Genomic DNA, 18,138 nt, shown 5'->3' on the forward strand with positions numbered 1-18,138 from the left:
GGGGCGGGTCTCAGGGTCAGCGTAGCCGCCGGGCCCATCGCGGGCACGGGCCACCGCGGCCTAGGGTGGGGGCATGCGCACTTCCTCCCCGATAGGACTCCTGCTGGACGTGGACGCCCCCGTGGCCTCCACCGAGACCCGGACCGTGCCGGAGGGGATCATCGACGTGCTCGTCCGCCTCGCGAGGCGCGGGGTGCCGGTCGGCTTCAACACGGGCCGCTCCACGGACTTCCTCCTGCACAACCTGATCGCCCCGCTGCGCGACGCGGGCCTCCCGGACGACGCTCTCTTCCACGCGATCTGCGAGAAGGGCGCCGTGTGGTTCCCGTTCTCCGCGGTGCCCTCCGGGGACCTGCCCGACGTCACCGTGGACGGCACCGCCCCGGACTGGCTCCGCACCGACCCGGACATGGCCATCGACGCGGACACCCGTGACGCGATCTGGGCCCTCAACGATGAGCGCGCCGGGGACCTGCAGTTCACCGACCGCACCAAGCTGGCCATGGTCTCCCTCGAGAAGACGGTCGGCGCCGACCAGACGGAGTACGAGCGGGTGCGCGACGACGTCGCCGCGGGCGTCGAGGATCTGCTCGCCGAGCGCGGACTCGCCGAGGAGGTGCGCGTGGCCCCCTCGGTGATCTCGGTGGACGTCGAGCACCGCTCCTCCGGCAAGGACCTGGGCGTCGAGCGCTGCTTCGACCTGCTGGCGGAGGCGGGCACCCCGGTGCCCGAACGCTGGCTCACCGCGGGCGACTCGCGCAGCGACTACGCCATGGCCGACCGGCTGCACGAGCGCGGACTCGCCGTGGAGCACATGGACGTGCGGCCCGCCGACGGCGTCCCCGAGAAGCCCTACGGCGTGGTGACGGCGGCGATCCTCGCCGAACGCGGCATCGGCGACGCCGACGACGTCCACGAGCGGGCGGGCGAGTCCCTGCTGCGCTGGGTGGAGCGCGACCTGCTGCGCTGACCAGGCCGGACGCCCCCTCTGCGGACGGCCGACCCTCCCCGGGCCTGGACCTCGACCCCTAGCGTGGAAGGGAATGCCGCGCCCCTGCCGAACCGGCCCGGGCGCCTCCCGACCAGAGAGAGGTTCCACCGTGGCCACCGTCGCCCAGAACATCGTCGAGACCCTCCACGCCTCGGGCGTGCGCCGCATGTACGGCGTGCCCGGGGACTCCCTCAACGGGCTGACCGAGGCCCTGCGCTCCCACGGCGGCATCCAGTGGGTGCACACCCGGCACGAGGAGACCGCGGCCTTCGCCGCCTCCGCCGAGTCCCAGCTCACGGACGAGCTCGCGGTCTGCGTGGGCTCGTGCGGTCCGGGCAACCTCCACCTGATCAACGGCCTGTTCGACGCGCAGCGCTCCCGCACCCCGGTGCTCGCGATCGCCGCGCACATCCCGTCGGAGGAGATCGGCTCGGGCTACTTCCAGGAGACCCACCCGCAGGACCTGTTCCGCGAGTGCTCCGTCTACGTGGAGCACGTCTCCTCGGCGGACCAGATGCCCCGCATGCTGCGCACCGCGATGCGGGCCGCCGTCGAGCAGCGGGGCGTGGCCGTGCTCGTGATCCCGGGCGACGTGGCCCTCACCGAGCTCTCCGCGAAGCCCGAGGTGATCCGTCACACGCCGTCCCGCGTCATCCCGGCCGACTCCGTGCTGCGCGAGGCCGCCGAGGCCCTGGACTCGTCCAAGCGGATCACCATCCTGGCCGGCGCGGGTGCGGCCGGCGCCCACGACGAGGTCGTGGCCCTGGCAGAGCGGCTGCAGGCCCCGATCGTCCACGCGCTGCGCGGCAAGGACCGGATCGAGTACGACAACCCGTATGACGTCGGCTTGACCGGCCTGCTCGGCTTCGCCTCCGGCTACCACGCGCTCAAGGAGGCCGAGACGCTGCTGATCCTCGGCTCCTCCCTGCCGTACCGGCAGTTCTACCCCGAGGACGCCACGGTCATCCAGGTGGACGTGCGCGGCGAGCAGATCGGCCGACGGGTGGCCGTGGACGTGCCGCTCGTGGGCGGCGTGAAGGAGACGGCCCAGGCCCTCCTGCCGCTGCTGCGCGGGAACTCGTCGTCGGCGTTCCTGGACAAGGCGCTCAAGCACTACGCCAAGACCCGCAAGGACCTCGACCAGCTGGCCACCCCGGGCCGTGGACGCGTGCACCCGCAGTATGTGGCCCGCCTCCTCGACGAGTTGGCCGACGACGACGTGGTGTTCCTGCCCGACGTCGGCTCCCCGGTGGTCTGGGCCTCCCGGTACCTGACGATGAACGGGCGCCGCCGGATCATCGGCTCCCTGTCCCACGGCTCCATGGCCAACGCGGTCACGCAGGCGGTCGGCGCCCAGGCGGTCGACCCTGCCCGCCAGGTGGTGGCGATGGCCGGCGACGGCGGGTTGGCCATGATGCTCGGCGAGCTGCTGTCGTTCGTGCAGAACGACCTGCCCGTGAAGACGCTCGTGTTCGACAACGACTCGCTGAACTTCGTGGAGCTCGAGATGATGGCCGCCGGGTTCGTCCCCTTCGGGACGAGCCTGGAGAACCCGGACTTCGCGGCGATCGCGGAGGCAGCCGGCATCAAGGGCTTCCGCGCGGACCACACGACGGACCTGCCTGCGGTGATGCGCGAGTTCCTCGCCCACGACGGGCCTGCGCTGCTGGTGGTCAAGACCGAGCGTCAGGAGCTGACGATCCCGCCGAGCATCGAGTTCGAGCAGGCCAAGGGCTTCGCGCTCTACGCCATGCGCACCGTCCTCGACGGCAAGGGCACCAAGCTGCTCGACCTCGCGAAGGCGAACCTGCGCCAGCTGTTCTGACCTGCCGCGCACGACGACGGCCCGGACGCTGGCGGCGTCCGGGCCGTCGTCGTGGTGGGGCGGGGAGGGCCCAGCCCCGCCGGCCCGTCAGGCGCGGTGGGCGCCGCCCTCGGTGACGATCGGGTGCTCGGCCGTGCCGGCGACGCCCTGGGTGATCAGGCCGTCGGCGCGGTGCTCCCAGAAGTCCGCGTTGCGGATGCCGAGCGGGCGCGGGTCGAACTGCGGGTCGAGACCCTGGCGCTTCTGTGCGCGGTAGTCCTTGAGGGCCTTGAGGGCCGGGCCCTGCAGCACGAGGATGCCGAGGATGTTCAGCCAGGCCATGGAGCCCACGCCGATGTCGCCGAGGCCCCAGGCCGCACCCGTGGTGGCGACGGCGCCGTAGGCCACGGACACGAGGATCAGGGCCTGCAGGAAGCGCAGCACGACGCGGCGGACCATGCCGTTGCGCAGGTTGCGCGTGAGGTACACGAGGTTGACCTCGGCCATGTAGTAGTACGCCACGATCGTGGTGAAGGCGAAGAACGCCAGGGCCACGGCCACGAACGTGGGACCGAAGCCGGAGAACACGGCGTCGAAGCCGGTCTGGACGAAGGCCGGGCCCTCGGAGGCCGTCGGCGAGACGATGCCCTCGAACAGCAGGCCGGAGCCGGACCCGTCCGAGTACACCCGGTAGGCGCCCGTGGAGATGATGATGAACGCGGTGGCCGAGCAGACGAAGAGCGTGTCGATGTACACGGCGAACGCCTGCACGAAGCCCTGCTTGGCCGGGTGCGAGACCTCGGCGGCCGCGGCGGCGTGCGGACCCGTGCCCTGGCCGGCCTCGTTGGAGTAGACGCCGCGCTTCACGCCCCACTGGATGGCGAGGCCGAGGATCGCGCCGAACACGGCGTGCACACCGAACGCGCTGGCGAAGATGGAGCCGAAGACCTCGGGGATCTGGTCGAAGTTCAGGAACAGCACGATCAGCGCGAGGATGATGTACAGCACGGCCATCACGGGCACCACGTAGACGGCGAACGTCGCGATGCGCTTCACGCCGCCCAGGACGATGAAGGCCAGCAGGATGACCATGGCCAGGGCCACGACCCAGGCGGGCACGGCCCACGCCTCGCCCACGGCCGCGGCCACGCCGTTGGCCTGCACGCCCGGCAGGAAGTAGCTGGTGGCGAAGACGGTGACGACGGCGAACAGGATCGCGTACGCCTTGAAGGCGGGGGCGGCGGCCGTGTGCTTGTAGGCCTTCTCCAGGTAGTACGCCGGGCCGCCGCGGTACTCGCCGGTGTCCGGGTCGCGCTCCTTGTAGATCTGGCCGAGCGTGGACTCGATGAAGGATGTGGCGGCGCCGAGCAGGGCCATGACCCACATCCAGAACACGGCGCCGGGGCCGCCGAACGCGATGGCCGTGGCGACGCCGCCGATGTTGCCCATGCCGACGCGGCCGGCGAGCGACATCATGAGGGACTGGAGGGACGAGGTGCCGTCCGCGGAGTCCTGGCCCTCGCGGAGCTGCTTCACCATGTCCGGGATGTTCACGAACTGCAGGAACATGGTCCGGACGGTGAAGTAGAGGCCGACGATCAGGCAGAGCCAGATCAGGGCCGGGGACCAGATGACGTCGTTCACGGCGGTGATGAGATCTGCGAAGGACATGGGGTCTCCAGATCGGGTGGGGATGGCCGGTGCGGTGCGAGCTCCGAGCGGCGGCCGCCGGCGGTCCCGGGCGACTGGGGAGAAGGATACGCGCAAATGTGACGCACGTCTCGCACCCAGCGCGGCGGATGAGGAGTCCGGGCGCATCCTCCCCCTCGACAGCGGTCCCGGACATGCGAAAAGCCCCGGAACCACTGGGGTCCCGGGGCTTACACGCGGAGGATGGGGGATTTGAACCCCCGAGGGCTGTTAACCCAACACGCGTTCCAGGCGTGCGCCATAGGCCGCTAGGCGAATCCTCCTTGGTGCGCCCTCATGCGGCGGACCGCGCGAGGGCAGGCTCCATCATAACCAGATCGTCCTGGGCCGCGCCAATCCCCCGCGGGAGGCGAGGGCCCGGTCCGGGTCTCGCCGCGGCCCGAATCGCCCCGCCCACCGCCGCCCTGGTAGAGTCGTGGGCGGCCCCTCACGTGGTGTCATCTCGCTGAACTCCCCCAGGACCGGAAGGTAGCAAGGGTAGGTGGGCTCTGGCAGGTGCGTGAGGGGTCTTCACTTTCCCCCAGGAGATCCCATGCCCGCCGGACGCTACGCCCCCTCCCCCACGGGAAGCCTGCACCTGGGCAACCTGCGCACCGCGCTCGTCGCGTGGCTCGCGGCGCGCGCCACGGACCGTGCCTTCCTGCTGCGGGTCGAGGACCTGGACCGCGTGCGCTCCGGGGCCGAGGCCGACCAGCGGGCGGACCTGGCCGCCGTCGGGCTGGATTGGGACGCCGAGCCGGTGCGCCAGTCCGAACGCACCGCCCTGTACGACGCCGCCGTGGCCGCCCTGCGAGCCGCGCACGGCGCGGACGCGGTCTACGAGTGCTTCTGCTCGCGCAAGGACATCGCCGAGGCGACGTCGGCCCCGCACCCGAGGCCCGACGACGGTGCCCCCGCCTCCGGCGGCACCGTGCCGCTGCGTCCGCCCGGCTTCTATCCGGGCACCTGCCGTGGCCTGACCGAGGCCGAGCGGTCCGAGCGACGGCGGGTGCGCCCCGCCGCCCTGCGGATCGATGCGGCGAAGGTCGCGGGCCTGCCGGCGGGCGAGATCCCGCGCGCCACCGCCGTGGACGTGCTGCACGGCGAGGTCACGGGCCTGGTCGACGACCTGGTGCTGCGCCGGAACGACGGGGCGTACGCGTACAACCTGGCCGTCGTCGTGGACGACCTGGCGCAGGGCGTGGACCAGGTGGTCCGCGGCGACGACCTGCTCGACTCGGCCCCGCGCCAGCGCTGGCTGGCCGAGGCGCTGTGCGCCGCGCGCGGGGAGCCGACGCCTGCGGTGGAGTACCTGCACGTGCCGCTCGTGCTGAACACGGAGGGGCGGCGGCTGGCCAAGCGGGACGGCGCCGTGACCCTCAAGGACCTCGCCGCGCAGGACCCGGCGTGGACCCCCGAGCGGGTGCGGGACCGGCTGCTGGAGTCCCTCGGCCTGCCCGCGGGACCGCTGGCGGCCGCCGTGCCCGCGTTCGACCCGGCCGCCCTGCCGCGTGATCCGTGGGTGTTCACCGGGCTCTGAGCGGGCCGGCGCCCTGGTCCGCCGCAGGCCCGGCCCCGGTCAGAGGACCTGGGCGGCCTGGTCGAAGTCGAGGCGGCCCTGGCGGGGCTGCTGCGCCTTCTCGTCGTCTGCGGCGGCGTGGCCCACGTTGATCACCAGGAGGGACTTCCAGGCACGGTCCGCATGGAACTCGGCGTCCACGGCGGCGGCGTCGAACCCGGCCATGGGGCCGACCTCGAGCCCGTGGGCGCGCAAGGCCACGAGCAGGTAGCCCACCTGGATGAGCGCGTTCGTGCGGCCCATCCCCTCGCGCATGCCCGGCTTGCCCTCGGCATCCTCCTCGAAGCCCTCCCGGAACGGGGCGAGGTGGCCCATGTGGCGGTGCCAGTCGAGGTCGTAGGAGGCGATCAGCGTGAGCGGGGCGCGCTCCGTCTTCTCCCGGTTGAACTCGATCATGAGCGGAGTCAGGCGGGCACGGGCCTCGGGGCTGTCCACGACGTCGAGCCGCAGCGGCTGGTTGTTCATGGCGGTCGGCGCCCATCGGAGGTCCGCGTAGGCCCGCTCGATCAGCGCGAGGTCGACGGGCTCGTCCGAGAAGAGCTGCGTCGTGTGGCGGTCCGCGAAGAGGCGGTCGATCTCGGCCTGACTCAGCGGCCCCGCGTCCGGGGCCGGCTGCGTGGGGTGGATCGTGTCCTCGGCGTCGGTGTGCATGTGCGTGGTGGTCATGGGCCAGGGAACGGGCCGGTGGGTGGGCGCATTCCCCGGCTCCCTTAGCCCGTCCGCCCGCCGGATAGGCTTTCGAGGGTGAGCACCGCCCTGTACCGCCGCTACCGCCCGGACCGTTTCGAGGACGTGATCGGGCAGGACCATGTCACGGTCCCGCTGCGCACCGCACTGGCGAAGGACCGCGTGAACCACGCCTACCTCTTCTCCGGCCCGCGCGGCTGCGGCAAGACCACGTCCGCCCGCATCCTCGCGCGCTGCCTGAACTGCGCCCAAGGCCCCACGCCCACGCCGTGCGGCGAGTGCGACTCGTGCCGGGACCTGGCCACCGGCGGGCCGGGCTCGCTGGACGTGCTGGAGATCGACGCGGCCTCGCACGGCGGTGTGGAGGACGCCCGCGGCCTGCGCGAGCGGGCCACGTTCGCCCCGGTCCGGGACCGCTACAAGATCCTCATCATCGACGAGGCGCACATGGTCACCGCGGCGGGCTTCAACGCGCTGCTCAAGATCGTGGAGGAGCCGCCGGAGCACCTGAAGTTCATCTTCGCCACCACGGAGCCGGAGAAGGTCATCGGGACCATCCGCTCCCGCACCCACCACTACCCGTTCCGGCTCGTGCCGCCGGAGCCGCTCATCGCCTACCTCGAGCAGCTGTGCGCGGAGGAGGGCGTGTCCGTGGAGAAGGGCGTGCTGCCGCTCGTGGTGCGCGCCGGCACGGGCTCGGTGCGTGACACGCTCTCCGTGCTGGACCAGCTGATCGCGGGTGCCCAGGAGGGCCAGGTCTCCTACGAGCTCGCGGTGAGCCTGCTCGGCTTCACCCCGGAAGCCCTGCTGGACGACGTGATCGACGCCGTCGCCGCGGACGACACCCCCACCGTATTCCGCGTGGTGGACCGCGTGGTGCAGTCCGGCCAGGACCCGCGCCGCTTCGTCGAGGACCTGCTGGACCGCTTCCGCGACCTCGTGATCGCCCGTGCCCTGCCGGAGGAGGCCGGGGCGATCCTGCACGGCATGCCGGAGGACCAGGTGCGGCGTCTGTCGGCGCAGGCCGCGCAGCTCTCCCGCGCGGAGCTCTCCCGCCTCGCGGACGTCACCAACCTCGCGCTGACGGACATGGTGGGGGCCACCAGTCCCCGCCTGCACCTCGAGCTGCTCATGGCGCGCCTGCTGCTGCCTGCCTCGGACGAGACGCACCGCGGCCTGGCCGCCCGCCTCGAGGCCCTCGAACGGCGCCTCGAGCTCGGTGGCACCGCGCCCGTCGAGGACGGCGCCCCGGAGGGCACGACGACGCCGACCCGGTCCGGCACGCCCGCCGCGGACGGCGGCGGATCGGCCGGGAACGTGGAGGGCTCCGGCCCTCTGACCGGTGCCGCGCTCGCCCGGGCCGCCATGCGGCGGCCGGAGGAGTCCGCGCCGACGGCGTCCACCGCCCCGCCGGAGCGCTGGACGCCGCCTGCCCCGCAGTCCGTGGCAGAGACGCCGGAGGGGGACGTGGCCGCCGGAGCCACGGGGTCCGAGCGTCCACAGCAGCCGCCGCAGCCCGCGCGGTCCGAACCGACTGAGGTCGGGGCCCGTTCCGAGGACGCGCGCCGCCCGGAGGCCGGGAACCGCCCCGAGCCCGAGGGCCGGCCCCAGGCCCAGGACCGCACCGGTGCCGCGCCGGCCCCCGCCCACGGGCCGGAGGAGACGGCCGCGCCCTCGAACCCCACGCCCGCCCCGGCGGCGAGCCAGGTGGAGATGATCCGCCGGGCCTGGCCGGACATCCTCGCGGCCCTCGAGGACGCCTCACGCCTGGTGTGGATGCTGGTGAAGGACAACGCGAGCGTCGCGGGCTACGACGGCTCGTTGCTGACGATCGGCTTCCAGCAGGACGGGCCCCGCCAGTCGCTGCTCGGCCGGGGTGGCGACCGCGTGCTCGGCGAGGCCGTCCACCAGGTGCTCGGCATCCGCCCGCGGCTCGACCTGATCCTGGGTGGGGACGCGCCGACCGGGGACGCCCGCGCACAGTCCGGCGCTCGCCCGGCCGGTCCGGCGCGGACGGACCGGCCTGAGCGCCCGGCCCCGCCGCAGGGACGGCCCGACCGTCCGGCGGCGCCGCCGAACCGGCCCGCTCCGGCATCGGGGCAGGCCCCGCGCGAGCCGGAGTCCTCCCGCCCCACCCCGCCGCGCTCCGCCGCACCCTCCACCGCGGAGGACGACCCGGCGCCGCCGGCGGCTCCGCCCCGGGCCACACAGCAGCGTCAGACGCCGGAGCCGTCCCCCGCCTGGACGCCCGCGGCTCCCGCCACCTCCTGGGGGCCGACGCCGACGTCGTCGACGACGCCCGCCCCCGCCCCGCCGGCGGACGGCTGGGGCGGCCCGGATGAGGAGCCGCCCGCCTGGGACGACGCTCCCCCGCCCGAGGAGGACCCGTGGGACTCGCTGCCCGCGTTCGACCCGGACGCGGAGCAGGACGACTCGGACGGCCCCGAGGGCTGGACCCCGCCGGCCCGCGACGCCGAGGAGCGGCCCGTCGGCGCACCCGGCTGGGACGGTCCCGTGCCGTCGGTCGAGGACTGGGGGGCGCCGCCGCAGGCCGCACCGGCCCCCGGCGGCGCCGCGCCGGACGCCGGCCAGGACTCCCCGGTCCGGCCCGACGCCCCGACCCCCGGCGAGAGCGAGCCGAGCGCCGAGGAGGTCCGTCGGGCCTACGACCCGGGGCCGCTGGTCCGCGAGGAGGAGCACTCGATCCCCGTGTTCGCCCGTCCGGAGGCGGAGCTGCGCGCGGAGTTCGCGAAGCGCTTCGGCGCGACCCGTCCCGCCGGCTTCGACGACGGCGCGGGCGCGGCCGCGGACGGTGACTCCGCCCGGCCTGCCACGCCGTCGCCCGCCCCGGACGACGACGCAGCGGCCACGGAGCGACGCGATCTCCACCCGGCCGCCTCGGGCGCCGGCCCGTCCTCGGACGAGGAGCGGCGCCCCACGGGCTCGCCCACGGCCGACGCGACCCCTGACCCGGGCGTGCCCGCCGACGACGCGGACGCCGCGCCGCGCGCGGCTGCCGGCCCGACCGGTTCGGACTTCCCGGGTTCGGGCCATCCGGCGAGCATGTACCCGCGGCTCATGGAGCGGCTGCGGGCCGGTGGGCCCCTCGAGCCTCCGGTGAACGCGGGCTCGAGCGGCGGCGGCGGGACGGGCGGCGGCCCCGGCGCTCCCGGTGGCCCCGACCCGGACGCCTCGCCGGGCTCCCCCGCCGGGGGCCGGCCGAGCGCGGCCTCGCTCGGGGCGCGCCCCGCCGACGTCGAGCCCGCCGGGGGAGCCTCGGCGCTGCCGTCGTTGGACGCGCGGGCCGCGGCCATCCGCGCCGCCCGCGAGGCCGCCCAGGGCCGCGGCCCGACCCGGCCCGCCGACACCGGCCCCGCCGCCCCGGCGACGTCCGGGGTGGGGTGGGAGGACGAGGTCGCCAGCGACGACGACGTCCCGCTCGAGGACTCGGGCCTCGTGGGCCGGGCCGTCGTCGAACGGGTGCTCGGCGGCCGCCTGCTCGAGGAACGCCCCAACGACGCCTGAGGCGAACGCGCCCGTACGCCGTCCGGGGCCGCGGGCATGATGGACGCGGCGCCGGACCACGGCGCCGCGTCGGGGCGCACGCCCCACGAGACGCACCATCGGACGAGGGAGACGGATGTACCAGGGCGCGGTGCAGGACCTGATCGACGAGCTCGGCCGCCTGCCGGGCATCGGGCCGAAGTCCGCCCAGCGCATCGCCTTCCACATGCTGGAGGCGGACCGGGAGGACATGCTGCGGCTCGCGGACGCCATCCGCACGGTCAAGGACAGGGTGCGGCTGTGCTCGGTCTGCTTCAACGTCTCCGAGGACGAGGTGTGCTCGCTCTGCCGGGATGAACGCCGGGACCGCTCCCAGATCTGCGTCGTCGAGGAGTCGCAGGACGTCATGGCCATGGAGCGCACCCGCGCCTTCCAGGGCCGCTACCACGTGCTCGGCGGGGCCATCAACCCGATCGCCGGCATCGGCCCCGAGCAGCTGCACGTCCGCGAGCTGCTCACCCGGCTGCAGGACGAGGCCGTGCAGGAGGTCATCCTCGCCACGGATCCCAACCTCGAGGGCGAGGCCACGGCCACCTACCTCGGCCGGCTCCTCGGCGCCACGGGCATCCGCGTCACGCGCCTGGCCTCCGGTCTGCCCGTCGGGGGGGACCTCGAGTACGCGGACGAGGTCACCCTCGGCCGCGCCTTCGAGGGACGCCGCCTGATCAGCGGCTGACACCGGCCGGCGTCGAGCAGGCCCCGCCCGACGCCGGCCCGGCTCAGGCCACGCGCGTGCCGGCGGGCAGCCGCCCGGCCGGAGTGTCCAGGCGACGGTGGCCCCACCAGCCCAGCCCGGCCACCAGCACACCCTGCATCGCCAGGCCGAGCGGCCACACCGGCCAGGTGCCCTGCCGGTCCGGCACGCCGGTGCTGTCGAGACCGCGCAGCTCGCCGTCGAGGCACTCGACGTCCCGGACGGGGTCGCGCTGGGTCCAGCGCAGGCCCACGGACAGCAGGTTGAGCGGCCCGGGTTCCGCCCGGGTCCCGTCCTCGAGGAGCCCGCCCTCCCAGGGGGAGGCATCCGCGAGCACGGCGTAGGGGTTCGCCGCGAGCAGCCATCCGCTGCGCCGCGGGTCGGGGATCGTCCGGGTGGTCACCGGGCCGACGCACCGGTCGGCGATCCCGTCGTACAGCTCCGGGTGCGCCGCCTCCCACTCGGCCCAGGCCTGCTCCGCCTCCTCCGGGGTCATCTTCTCGAGCTCCGCCTCGGTGAACGGCTCCGCCGTCATGGAGCCGTACTCGGCGTCGTTGGCCCGCACCTCGGTCTGCAGGAACTGCAGGGACAGCCCGAAGGCCACCAGGGTGCCGATCGTCAGCGCCGCCACGATCAGGTACGTCACCACGACGGCGAACAGCGTGCGCCCGGCGATCGCCGAGACGGCCACGCCGATCCCCGCGATCATGCCGAACTCCACGAGGATCATCACGAGCCCCACCAGCACGGCCCACGGGGACACGCGCCCCACCACGGCTGCGACCGCCAGCCACGGCAGCGCGGCCGCGAGGAACGCGGCGGAGGCGATCCACGCGGCCAGCCACTTGCCCGTCATCAGGTGCCCGGTCCGCAGCAGGGTGACCTGGGTGATGGCCAGGGTGCCGCCGGCACGGTCGCCCGAGATCGCGTTGGCCGCCAGGGCGGGCGAGACCAGCAGCGAGAGGGTGAGGACGAAGAGCAGGACGCCGTCGAAGAGCGTCCGCCCCAGGGCGCGCATCTGCTGCTCCGCCAGCTCCGGCTCCAGGCCGGACGCCTCCATCTCCGCCACGCCCAGGCCGCGCAGCCCGAGGGCGCCGAGGGTCACCGCCCCCACCACCACGAAGAAGACGCCCAACAGCACGTACCAGCCACGCGAGCGCAGCCGCTGACGCAGTTCCATGCCCACCACGGTGGCCACGGCCTGGGCCGCGCCGAGGCGTCCCCCCGGCTGCGGCTGCGGCGGGCGGCGGTCGTGGATCGAGGTCGCGACGGCGGTGCTCACGGCCGGTCTCCTTCGGTGCGGGGGCCCTCCAGATGGAGGCCCAGGTAGGCGTTCTCGAGGCGGGAGCCCTCCGGGGCGAAGTGGCTGACGAGCACACCCTCGCGCACGAGGTCCGCGAGCAGCGCGGCCGCGGCGGCCTCACCCCGCAGCTGCACCACGACGCCGTCCCGGCGCTGGCCCGCGCCGGCGCCGGTGGCCGCGGTGACGGCGAGGCCGCGGGTCTCGAGGGCGCGGACGAGGGTGTCCCGGGCCGTCGGGTCGGGTCCGGCGATCCGGTAGGGGCGGGCGAGGTCGTCGGTGGCGCGGAACTCCTGGGTGGCCACCGTGGCGCCCTCATGGAGGAACACGGCGCGGTCGGACATCTCCTCGAGCTCGGCGAGCACGTGGGAGGAGACGAGCACGGCGGTGCCGGCTGCGGCCATGGCGCGCAGGTCGTCCCGCAGCCGGATGCGGGCGGCCGGGTCGAGGCCGTTGGCGGGTTCGTCCAGGAGCAGGACGGAGGGCCGGTGCACGGTGGCCCGAGCCAGGGACAGGCGCTGCTGCTGGCCGCGGGAGAGCACGCGGGCGGGCCGGTGGGCGAACTCCGTGAGCTCGACCCACGCGAGCTGCTCGTCCGCGCGCGCTGACGCCTCCGCCTTCCCCATGCCGTAGAGCCGGCCCAGGCTGGCGAGGATGTCGTGGCAGGTCAGCTCCTCCCACACGCCCAGGGTGTCGGGCATCCAGCCGAGCCGCCGCCGGGCCTCGACGGGCTCGCGCACCGCGTCCACCCCGGCCACGGACACGGCGCCGGCGTCCGGGCGCAGCAGGGTGGCCAAGATGAGCAGGAGCGTGGTCTTGCCCGAGCCGTTCGGGCCGACGAGGGCCGTCACGGAGCCGGCGGGCACGGTGAGGGAGACGTCCCGCACCGCATGGACGGCGCCGAACGAGCGGGGCGAGGCCGTGGGCCACGATCCCGTCGTGGGCGGCCGCCCCCAGGACGGGTGCGGCGGGCGGGGGTGCTGGAGCGGTCATGGCCCCATCCTTGCCGGGCCGTGCACGGACGCGGATCCACCCGGGGGATGATCCCGGCGCCGATCCGAGCCCGACCGGGGTCGCAGGCGGGGTCGCAGGCGGGGCCGCGGGCGCCGTCGTCCTGACCGGCCGCGGGCGCCGGGTCCAGCATCCGGAACAGGGGTTCACCTGGCGGACTCGCGCGGGTGCGCGCCCCTAGACTTGGCCCGAACCGACCCTCGATCCCGTCCGGAGCGACCCATGAGTCTCATCGTCCAGAAGTTCGGCGGCTCCTCCGTGGCCGACGCCGCCGGCATCCAGCGCGTGGCCCGCCGCGTCGCGGACACGGTCCGGGCCGGGAACCGCGTGTGCGTCGTGGTCTCAGCCATGGGCGACACCACGGACGAGCTGCTCGACCTCGCCGCCGAGCTCACGCAGGACGCGCCCGCACGCGAGATGGACATCCTGCTCTCGGCCGGCGAGCGCATCTCCATGTCCCTGCTGGCGATGGCGATCCACGCCGAGGGCGTCGAGGCCCGCTCCTACACCGGCTCCCAGGCCGGCATGCTGACGGACACCTCGTACGGCCGGGCCCGGATCGTCAAGGTCAACCCCCACCGCGTGCAGGAGGCCCTCGACGCCGGCCGCGTGGCCATCGTGGCCGGGTTCCAGGGCATGAGCCCCGAGTCCAAGGACATCACCACCATGGGCCGCGGCGGCTCGGACACCACGGCCGTCGCCCTCGCCGCCGCGCTCGGCGCGGACGTGTGCGAGATCTACACGGACGTGGACGGCGTCTACTCGGCCGACCCGCGCGTCGTGCCGACCGCCCGCAAGCTCACCGAGCTCTCCTCCGAGGAGACCCTCGAGATGGCGGCCTCCGGATCCAAGGTGCTGCACCTGCGCTCCGTGGAGTACGCGCGCCGCTTCGGCGTGCCGCTGCACGTGCGCTCCTCCTTCTCCGACCACGAGGGCACCTGGATCCTGCCCGACCCGAACGACACCATCACCCTTCAGGAAGGCGCTCCCATGGAACAGCCCATCGTCTCCGGCGTCGCCCACGACCGCTCCGAGGGCAAGGTCACGATCGTCGGCGTCCCCGACGTGCCCGGCAAGGCCGCCGAGATCTTCCGCGTGATCGCCGTGTCCAACGTGAACATCGACATGATCGTGCAGAACATCTCCCGCGAGGGCTCGGGTCGCACGGACATCTCCTTCACCCTGCCGATCGTGGAGGGCAAGGACGCCATGGCCGCCCTGCGCGCCGCCCAGGACCGGATCGGCTTCCAGGACATCGTCTCGGACCCGGAGATCGGCAAGCTCTCGCTGATCGGCGCGGGCATGCGCTCCAACCCGGGCGTCTCCGCCACCTTCTTCAAGGCGCTCGCCGACGCCGGCGTGAACGTGGACCTCATCTCCACTTCGGAGATCCGCATCTCCGTGGTCACCGCCGAGGACAAGCTCGACGACGCCGTCCGCGCCGTGCACGCCGCCTTCGGCCTCGACGCCGAGGAGGAGGCCACGGTCTACGGCGGCACCGGCCGCTGACGCCGCACCCGCCGCTGCCCCACCCACCAACGACGCCGGCCCCGCACCTTCAGCGTGAAGGTGCGGGGCCGGCGTCATGCGGGCGGTTCCTCCCGTTCCGTCAGCGAGGACGGAGGGGGTCGGCGGTCACGGGACCTGGACGGTCACGTCGGTCGTGATGCCCGCGTCCCAGGTGACGAGGCCCTTCCAGGTGCCCGAGGTCAGGCCGGACCAGGAGAGGGTCGCCTCGGTGGCCTTGCCCGAGGTCACGGGCACCGGGTTCGGGGAGACCGTGAGGTTGCCCGCGTCCTCGCGCAGCTTGAGCGTCTCGAGGGTGCCGGTGTCCTTGCCGCCGTTGGCCGCGTACAGGTGGCCGACCACGGTGTAGGCGCCCGGGGCGGGGTCGGCGATCGTCAGCGTCTCGGACTCGTCCGCGGTCGCCCGGGAGAACTGCTTGCCCTCGGGGGTGATCACGTACAGGTCCCAGTCGGCGCCGGCGGCGCCCGCGTTGATCGAGGCCACCAGGGACTGGGTGCCCTCCTCCACGGTCACCGTGGACACGGCCAGTGCGCTGGACTCGAGCGAGTTGCTCGCGGTGGCGGCGGCCACGGTGGAGTCCACCTTGCCCAGGCCCAGGACCTGCGGGGTCAGCTCACCGGTCACGCCGGGGGTGATCTCCACGTCGGCGGAGCCGGTGGCGCCGGAGCCCTCGACGGCGGAGGTGACGGTCGCGGACTTCGCCTTCACGGTGACCGGGGAGGTCACCTCCGGGACGGCCTTGCCCTTGGCGGTGGTCCAGGACATGGAGCCGTGGGTCCAGGTGTTCACGGCGGCGTCGGTGCGGGTGACGGTCAGCTCGACGTCGGCGGACTGGCCGGCCTTCAGGTCCAGCACGGCCGGGGAGGCGGTCACCTCGAAGCCGGGCACGTTCGCAGAGAACCGCCAGCGGCCGTTCTCCAGGGCGGTCACGGTGCGGGTCACGGTGGCCGAGCCGACGACGTCGGGGATCGCCAGGGACGGGACGTTCACGTCACGGCCGGCGATGTCGCCGCGCAGCAGCGCGTCCCACTGCTCCTTGCCGGAGTCGTAGACCAGGCCCGGACGGGCGGCGGCGGCCGGATCGGCGGAGCCGGCACCCGTGGCGAAGTTGTCCGTGTTCACGGTGCCGTCGGCGTTGTACACGTCGCCGGCGGTGGTCATGAGGGCGGACTTCACGGCCATCGGGGACCAGGCCGGGTACTTGCCGATCAGCAGCGTGGCCATGCCGGCCAGGTTCGGCGAGGCCATGGACGTGCCGGACATCAGGCCGAACGTGTTGCCGTGGTAGTCGGGGTCCAGCGGGGAGACGCCGGCGATCACGTTCACACCGGGGGCGGCGAGGTCGGGCTTCAGGAGCTCCTGGTTCACGGCGTTGGCCGGGCCGCGGGAGGAGAAGCCGGCGATCTGGGGCAGCGGGTCCTCCGGCAGGCCGGTGGTGTCGCCCGGGACGATCGTGGCGGTGAGGTCGGAGGACTTCACCTTCTCGATCACGCCGTTGTCGTTCATGTGCACGGTCGGCACCGCGTGGATGTCCGCGTCCAGCGAGCCGGACGGGGTGTTCACGAGGATCATGCCGACGCCGCCGGCCTCCTCCACCACCTGCGACTTCTCGGTGCGGGCGTTCCCGCCGCGCTCGCAGAGCACGATCTTGCCGGCGGCCTCCTCGGTGAGCCCGCCGGGCAGGCAGAGACGCGCGGCCTCAGCGTCGCCGGCGGCGACCTCGGACGCGTGGATGACCTCGGCCGGGCCCACGCCGGTGCGGGCCGAGGAGGCGCCCCGGAGCTGCGTGCCGTCGGAGAACTGCACGGTGGCGGTGAGCTCGTTGGAGAACGTCTCCGCGGCCACGGTGGTCAGCCACGGGGAGCCGTGGTTCACGGTGTTCGGGCCGGGGCCGGAGTTGCCGCCGGAGGCGGCCACGAAGATGCCGGCCTCGGCGGCGGACTTGAAGGCCATGGCCACCGGGTCCACGATCGAGGTGTTGGAGCCGGAGATCGAGTAGTTCAGCACGTCCACGTTGTTCTCGATGGCCTGCTCGATGGCGGCCACGGAGGCGGAGGTGTAGCAGCCGCCGGTGTTCGGGTCGGTGTCCTCCCAGCAGATCTTGTAGGAGATCAGGTGGGCGGCCGGGGCCACGCCCGCGCCCTCGCCGAAGGAGTCGTCGTCGATGGTCTGCTCCACCCCGGTGTTGCCGAGGATGGTGGTGGCCACGTGGGTGCCGTGGGAGAACACGCCCAGCGGGGAGATGCGCTCCTCCGGGGCCCGCTCGTCCACCGGGACGAAGCGCTCGAAGTCGTCGGAGAAGGCGTAGGCGCCGATCAGCTTGGAGTCGCACGACGACGCCGGGAAGTCCGGGCCGGTCTCGCACTCGGCCGTGGCGGTGGTGCCGTCCGCCTTGAGCACGGCGATCTGGCCGTCCGCGGTGCGGTACGGCACGCCGACCTTGGCCTTGCCCTTGAGCGGCTGGACGGGCTGACCGTCGATGAACGGGTTGTCCGGGTGGATGCCGGAGTCGATGACGCCGACCACCACGCCCTTGCCCGCGTTCTCGGCCTTGCCGTACACGGACTTCCAGGTGCCCTTCTTGCCGGGCAGGCCGAGGAATTCGGTGGAGCTGTAGTCCGGGGCCACCTGCTCGTCCGGTGCGACGCCGAGCACGGCCGGGTCCTTCGCGATCGCCTGGGCCTCCTCGGCGGTCAGCTCGGCGACGAACGCGTTCACGGCGCGCTGGAAGGAGATCTCGGCCTTGGCGCCGTGGGTCTTCGCGACCTTCGCCTGCTGGCGCTGGAGCTTGGCCTCGTAGTTCTTCACGCGCGGGTGCGAGGGGTCGAACTTCGCCTTCGGGGCGGCGCCCGGAACGGCGCCGGCCTCGGGGGCGGTCACCGACGGCTGGTCCTTCAGGACCACGAAGTAGCGGCCGTCCTCGAACTGCTGCTGGACCTGCACGTCGCCCTGCGGGCTGGAGACGGTGCTGCCGTCGGGCAGGTCGACGGCGGTGGCCGACACCGCGAGCGCGGGAGCGGCCACGAGGCTCGCGCCCGCGACGGCCGCGGCCAGGGCCCGACGGCGCCGGGCAGGGGTGGGGTTCTGAGGCATTGCCTCCGCCTTTCTCATCAAGGTCCGCCCAGCTCTCACCCGTGGCACGCCGGCGGGGATGACGCCGGGGGACGGGGAGATCGGCGCCCATGTGATGAGCGCCACAGCGAGACATGTGCAATCTACCGTCCGGTAGGGCGTTTGACCAGATTTTTGCCAGGCAACGTCCAGGACCGTCGAATTGGGGCCGCCGGAGTGC

The 18,138-nt window shown here is 73.8% G+C and carries 11 protein-coding genes, 1 tRNA gene and 1 other RNA gene; 7 read left to right on the plus strand and 6 right to left on the minus strand.

What is annotated here, in order from left to right; genetic code table 11:
• The first annotated feature begins 73 nt into the window (after nt 1–73).
• The gene (locus POD19_RS02000; RefSeq protein ID WP_144818584.1) at nt 74–970 is read left to right on the plus strand and encodes a haloacid dehalogenase; all 897 of its coding nucleotides are present in this window, start codon (nt 74–76) and stop codon (nt 968–970) included.
• A 130-nt stretch (nt 971–1,100) separates the two neighbouring features.
• Nucleotides 1,101–2,816 (plus strand): ubiquinone-dependent pyruvate dehydrogenase, encoded by a 1,716-nt coding sequence (gene poxB / locus POD19_RS02005; RefSeq protein WP_144818586.1) that lies wholly within the window; start codon nt 1,101–1,103, stop codon nt 2,814–2,816.
• Between the two features lie 87 nt (nt 2,817–2,903).
• Here the strand turns inward: poxB and POD19_RS02010 are convergent, their stop codons facing one another.
• Both POD19_RS02010 and POD19_RS02015 read right to left on the minus strand, forming a co-directional pair.
• Complete coding sequence (locus tag POD19_RS02010) at nt 2,904–4,466, minus strand: alanine/glycine:cation symporter family protein (RefSeq protein ID WP_144818588.1); 1,563 nt, start codon at nt 4,464–4,466, stop codon at nt 2,904–2,906.
• 216 nt (nt 4,467–4,682) lie between these two features.
• Nucleotides 4,683–4,768 (minus strand) — tRNA-Ser (locus POD19_RS02015).
• 155 nt (nt 4,769–4,923) lie between these two features.
• On the opposite strand from POD19_RS02015, the gene ffs reads away from it, so the two are divergent.
• Both ffs and gluQRS read left to right on the plus strand, forming a co-directional pair.
• An RNA gene (gene ffs / locus POD19_RS02020) (signal recognition particle sRNA small type) lies at nt 4,924–5,020 on the plus strand.
• 17 nt (nt 5,021–5,037) lie between these two features.
• A complete protein-coding gene (gene gluQRS, locus POD19_RS02025; protein WP_144818590.1) occupies nt 5,038–6,024 on the plus strand; it encodes a tRNA glutamyl-Q(34) synthetase GluQRS in 987 nt (328 codons plus the stop codon).
• A gap of 39 nt (nt 6,025–6,063) precedes the next feature.
• On the opposite strand, the gene POD19_RS02030 is transcribed toward gluQRS, so the two are convergent.
• Nucleotides 6,064–6,729, minus strand: a complete 666-nt coding sequence (locus POD19_RS02030; protein WP_141844109.1) for a malonic semialdehyde reductase — start codon at nt 6,727–6,729, stop codon at nt 6,064–6,066.
• Nucleotides 6,730–6,807: 78 nt separating this feature from the next.
• On the opposite strand from POD19_RS02030, the gene POD19_RS02035 reads away from it, so the two are divergent.
• Together POD19_RS02035 and recR are read left to right on the plus strand one after the other, a co-directional pair.
• Nucleotides 6,808–10,275, plus strand: a complete 3,468-nt coding sequence (locus tag POD19_RS02035; protein ID WP_144818592.1) for a DNA polymerase III subunit gamma and tau — start codon at nt 6,808–6,810, stop codon at nt 10,273–10,275.
• 115 nt (nt 10,276–10,390) lie between these two features.
• Nucleotides 10,391–10,990, plus strand: a complete 600-nt coding sequence (recR, locus tag POD19_RS02040) for a recombination mediator RecR (protein ID WP_002856659.1) — start codon at nt 10,391–10,393, stop codon at nt 10,988–10,990.
• A 43-nt stretch (nt 10,991–11,033) separates the two neighbouring features.
• Here the strand turns inward: recR and POD19_RS02045 are convergent, their stop codons facing one another.
• Both POD19_RS02045 and POD19_RS02050 read right to left on the minus strand, forming a co-directional pair.
• Complete coding sequence (locus POD19_RS02045) at nt 11,034–12,290, minus strand: ABC transporter permease (RefSeq protein WP_122054933.1); 1,257 nt, start codon at nt 12,288–12,290, stop codon at nt 11,034–11,036.
• Nucleotides 12,287–13,195, minus strand: a complete 909-nt coding sequence (locus POD19_RS02050) for an ABC transporter ATP-binding protein (RefSeq protein WP_340309282.1) — start codon at nt 13,193–13,195, stop codon at nt 12,287–12,289. The genes POD19_RS02045 and POD19_RS02050 overlap by 4 nt, the downstream gene beginning before the upstream one ends.
• Nucleotides 13,196–13,541: 346 nt before the next feature.
• On the opposite strand from POD19_RS02050, the gene POD19_RS02055 reads away from it, so the two are divergent.
• Nucleotides 13,542–14,828, plus strand: coding sequence for an aspartate kinase (locus POD19_RS02055; protein WP_063190141.1), 1,287 nt, complete (start codon nt 13,542–13,544; stop codon nt 14,826–14,828).
• A 126-nt stretch (nt 14,829–14,954) separates the two neighbouring features.
• Here the strand turns inward: POD19_RS02055 and POD19_RS02060 are convergent, their stop codons facing one another.
• Nucleotides 14,955–17,939, minus strand: a complete 2,985-nt coding sequence (locus POD19_RS02060) for a S8 family serine peptidase (RefSeq protein WP_144818594.1) — start codon at nt 17,937–17,939, stop codon at nt 14,955–14,957.
• Nucleotides 17,940–18,138 lie beyond the last annotated feature (199 nt).

Origin of the sequence: Micrococcus sp. GPGPB33, from assembly GCF_037853785.1 — a bacterium.
GTDB classification, from domain to species: Bacteria; Actinomycetota; Actinomycetes; order Actinomycetales; family Micrococcaceae; genus Micrococcus; species Micrococcus luteus.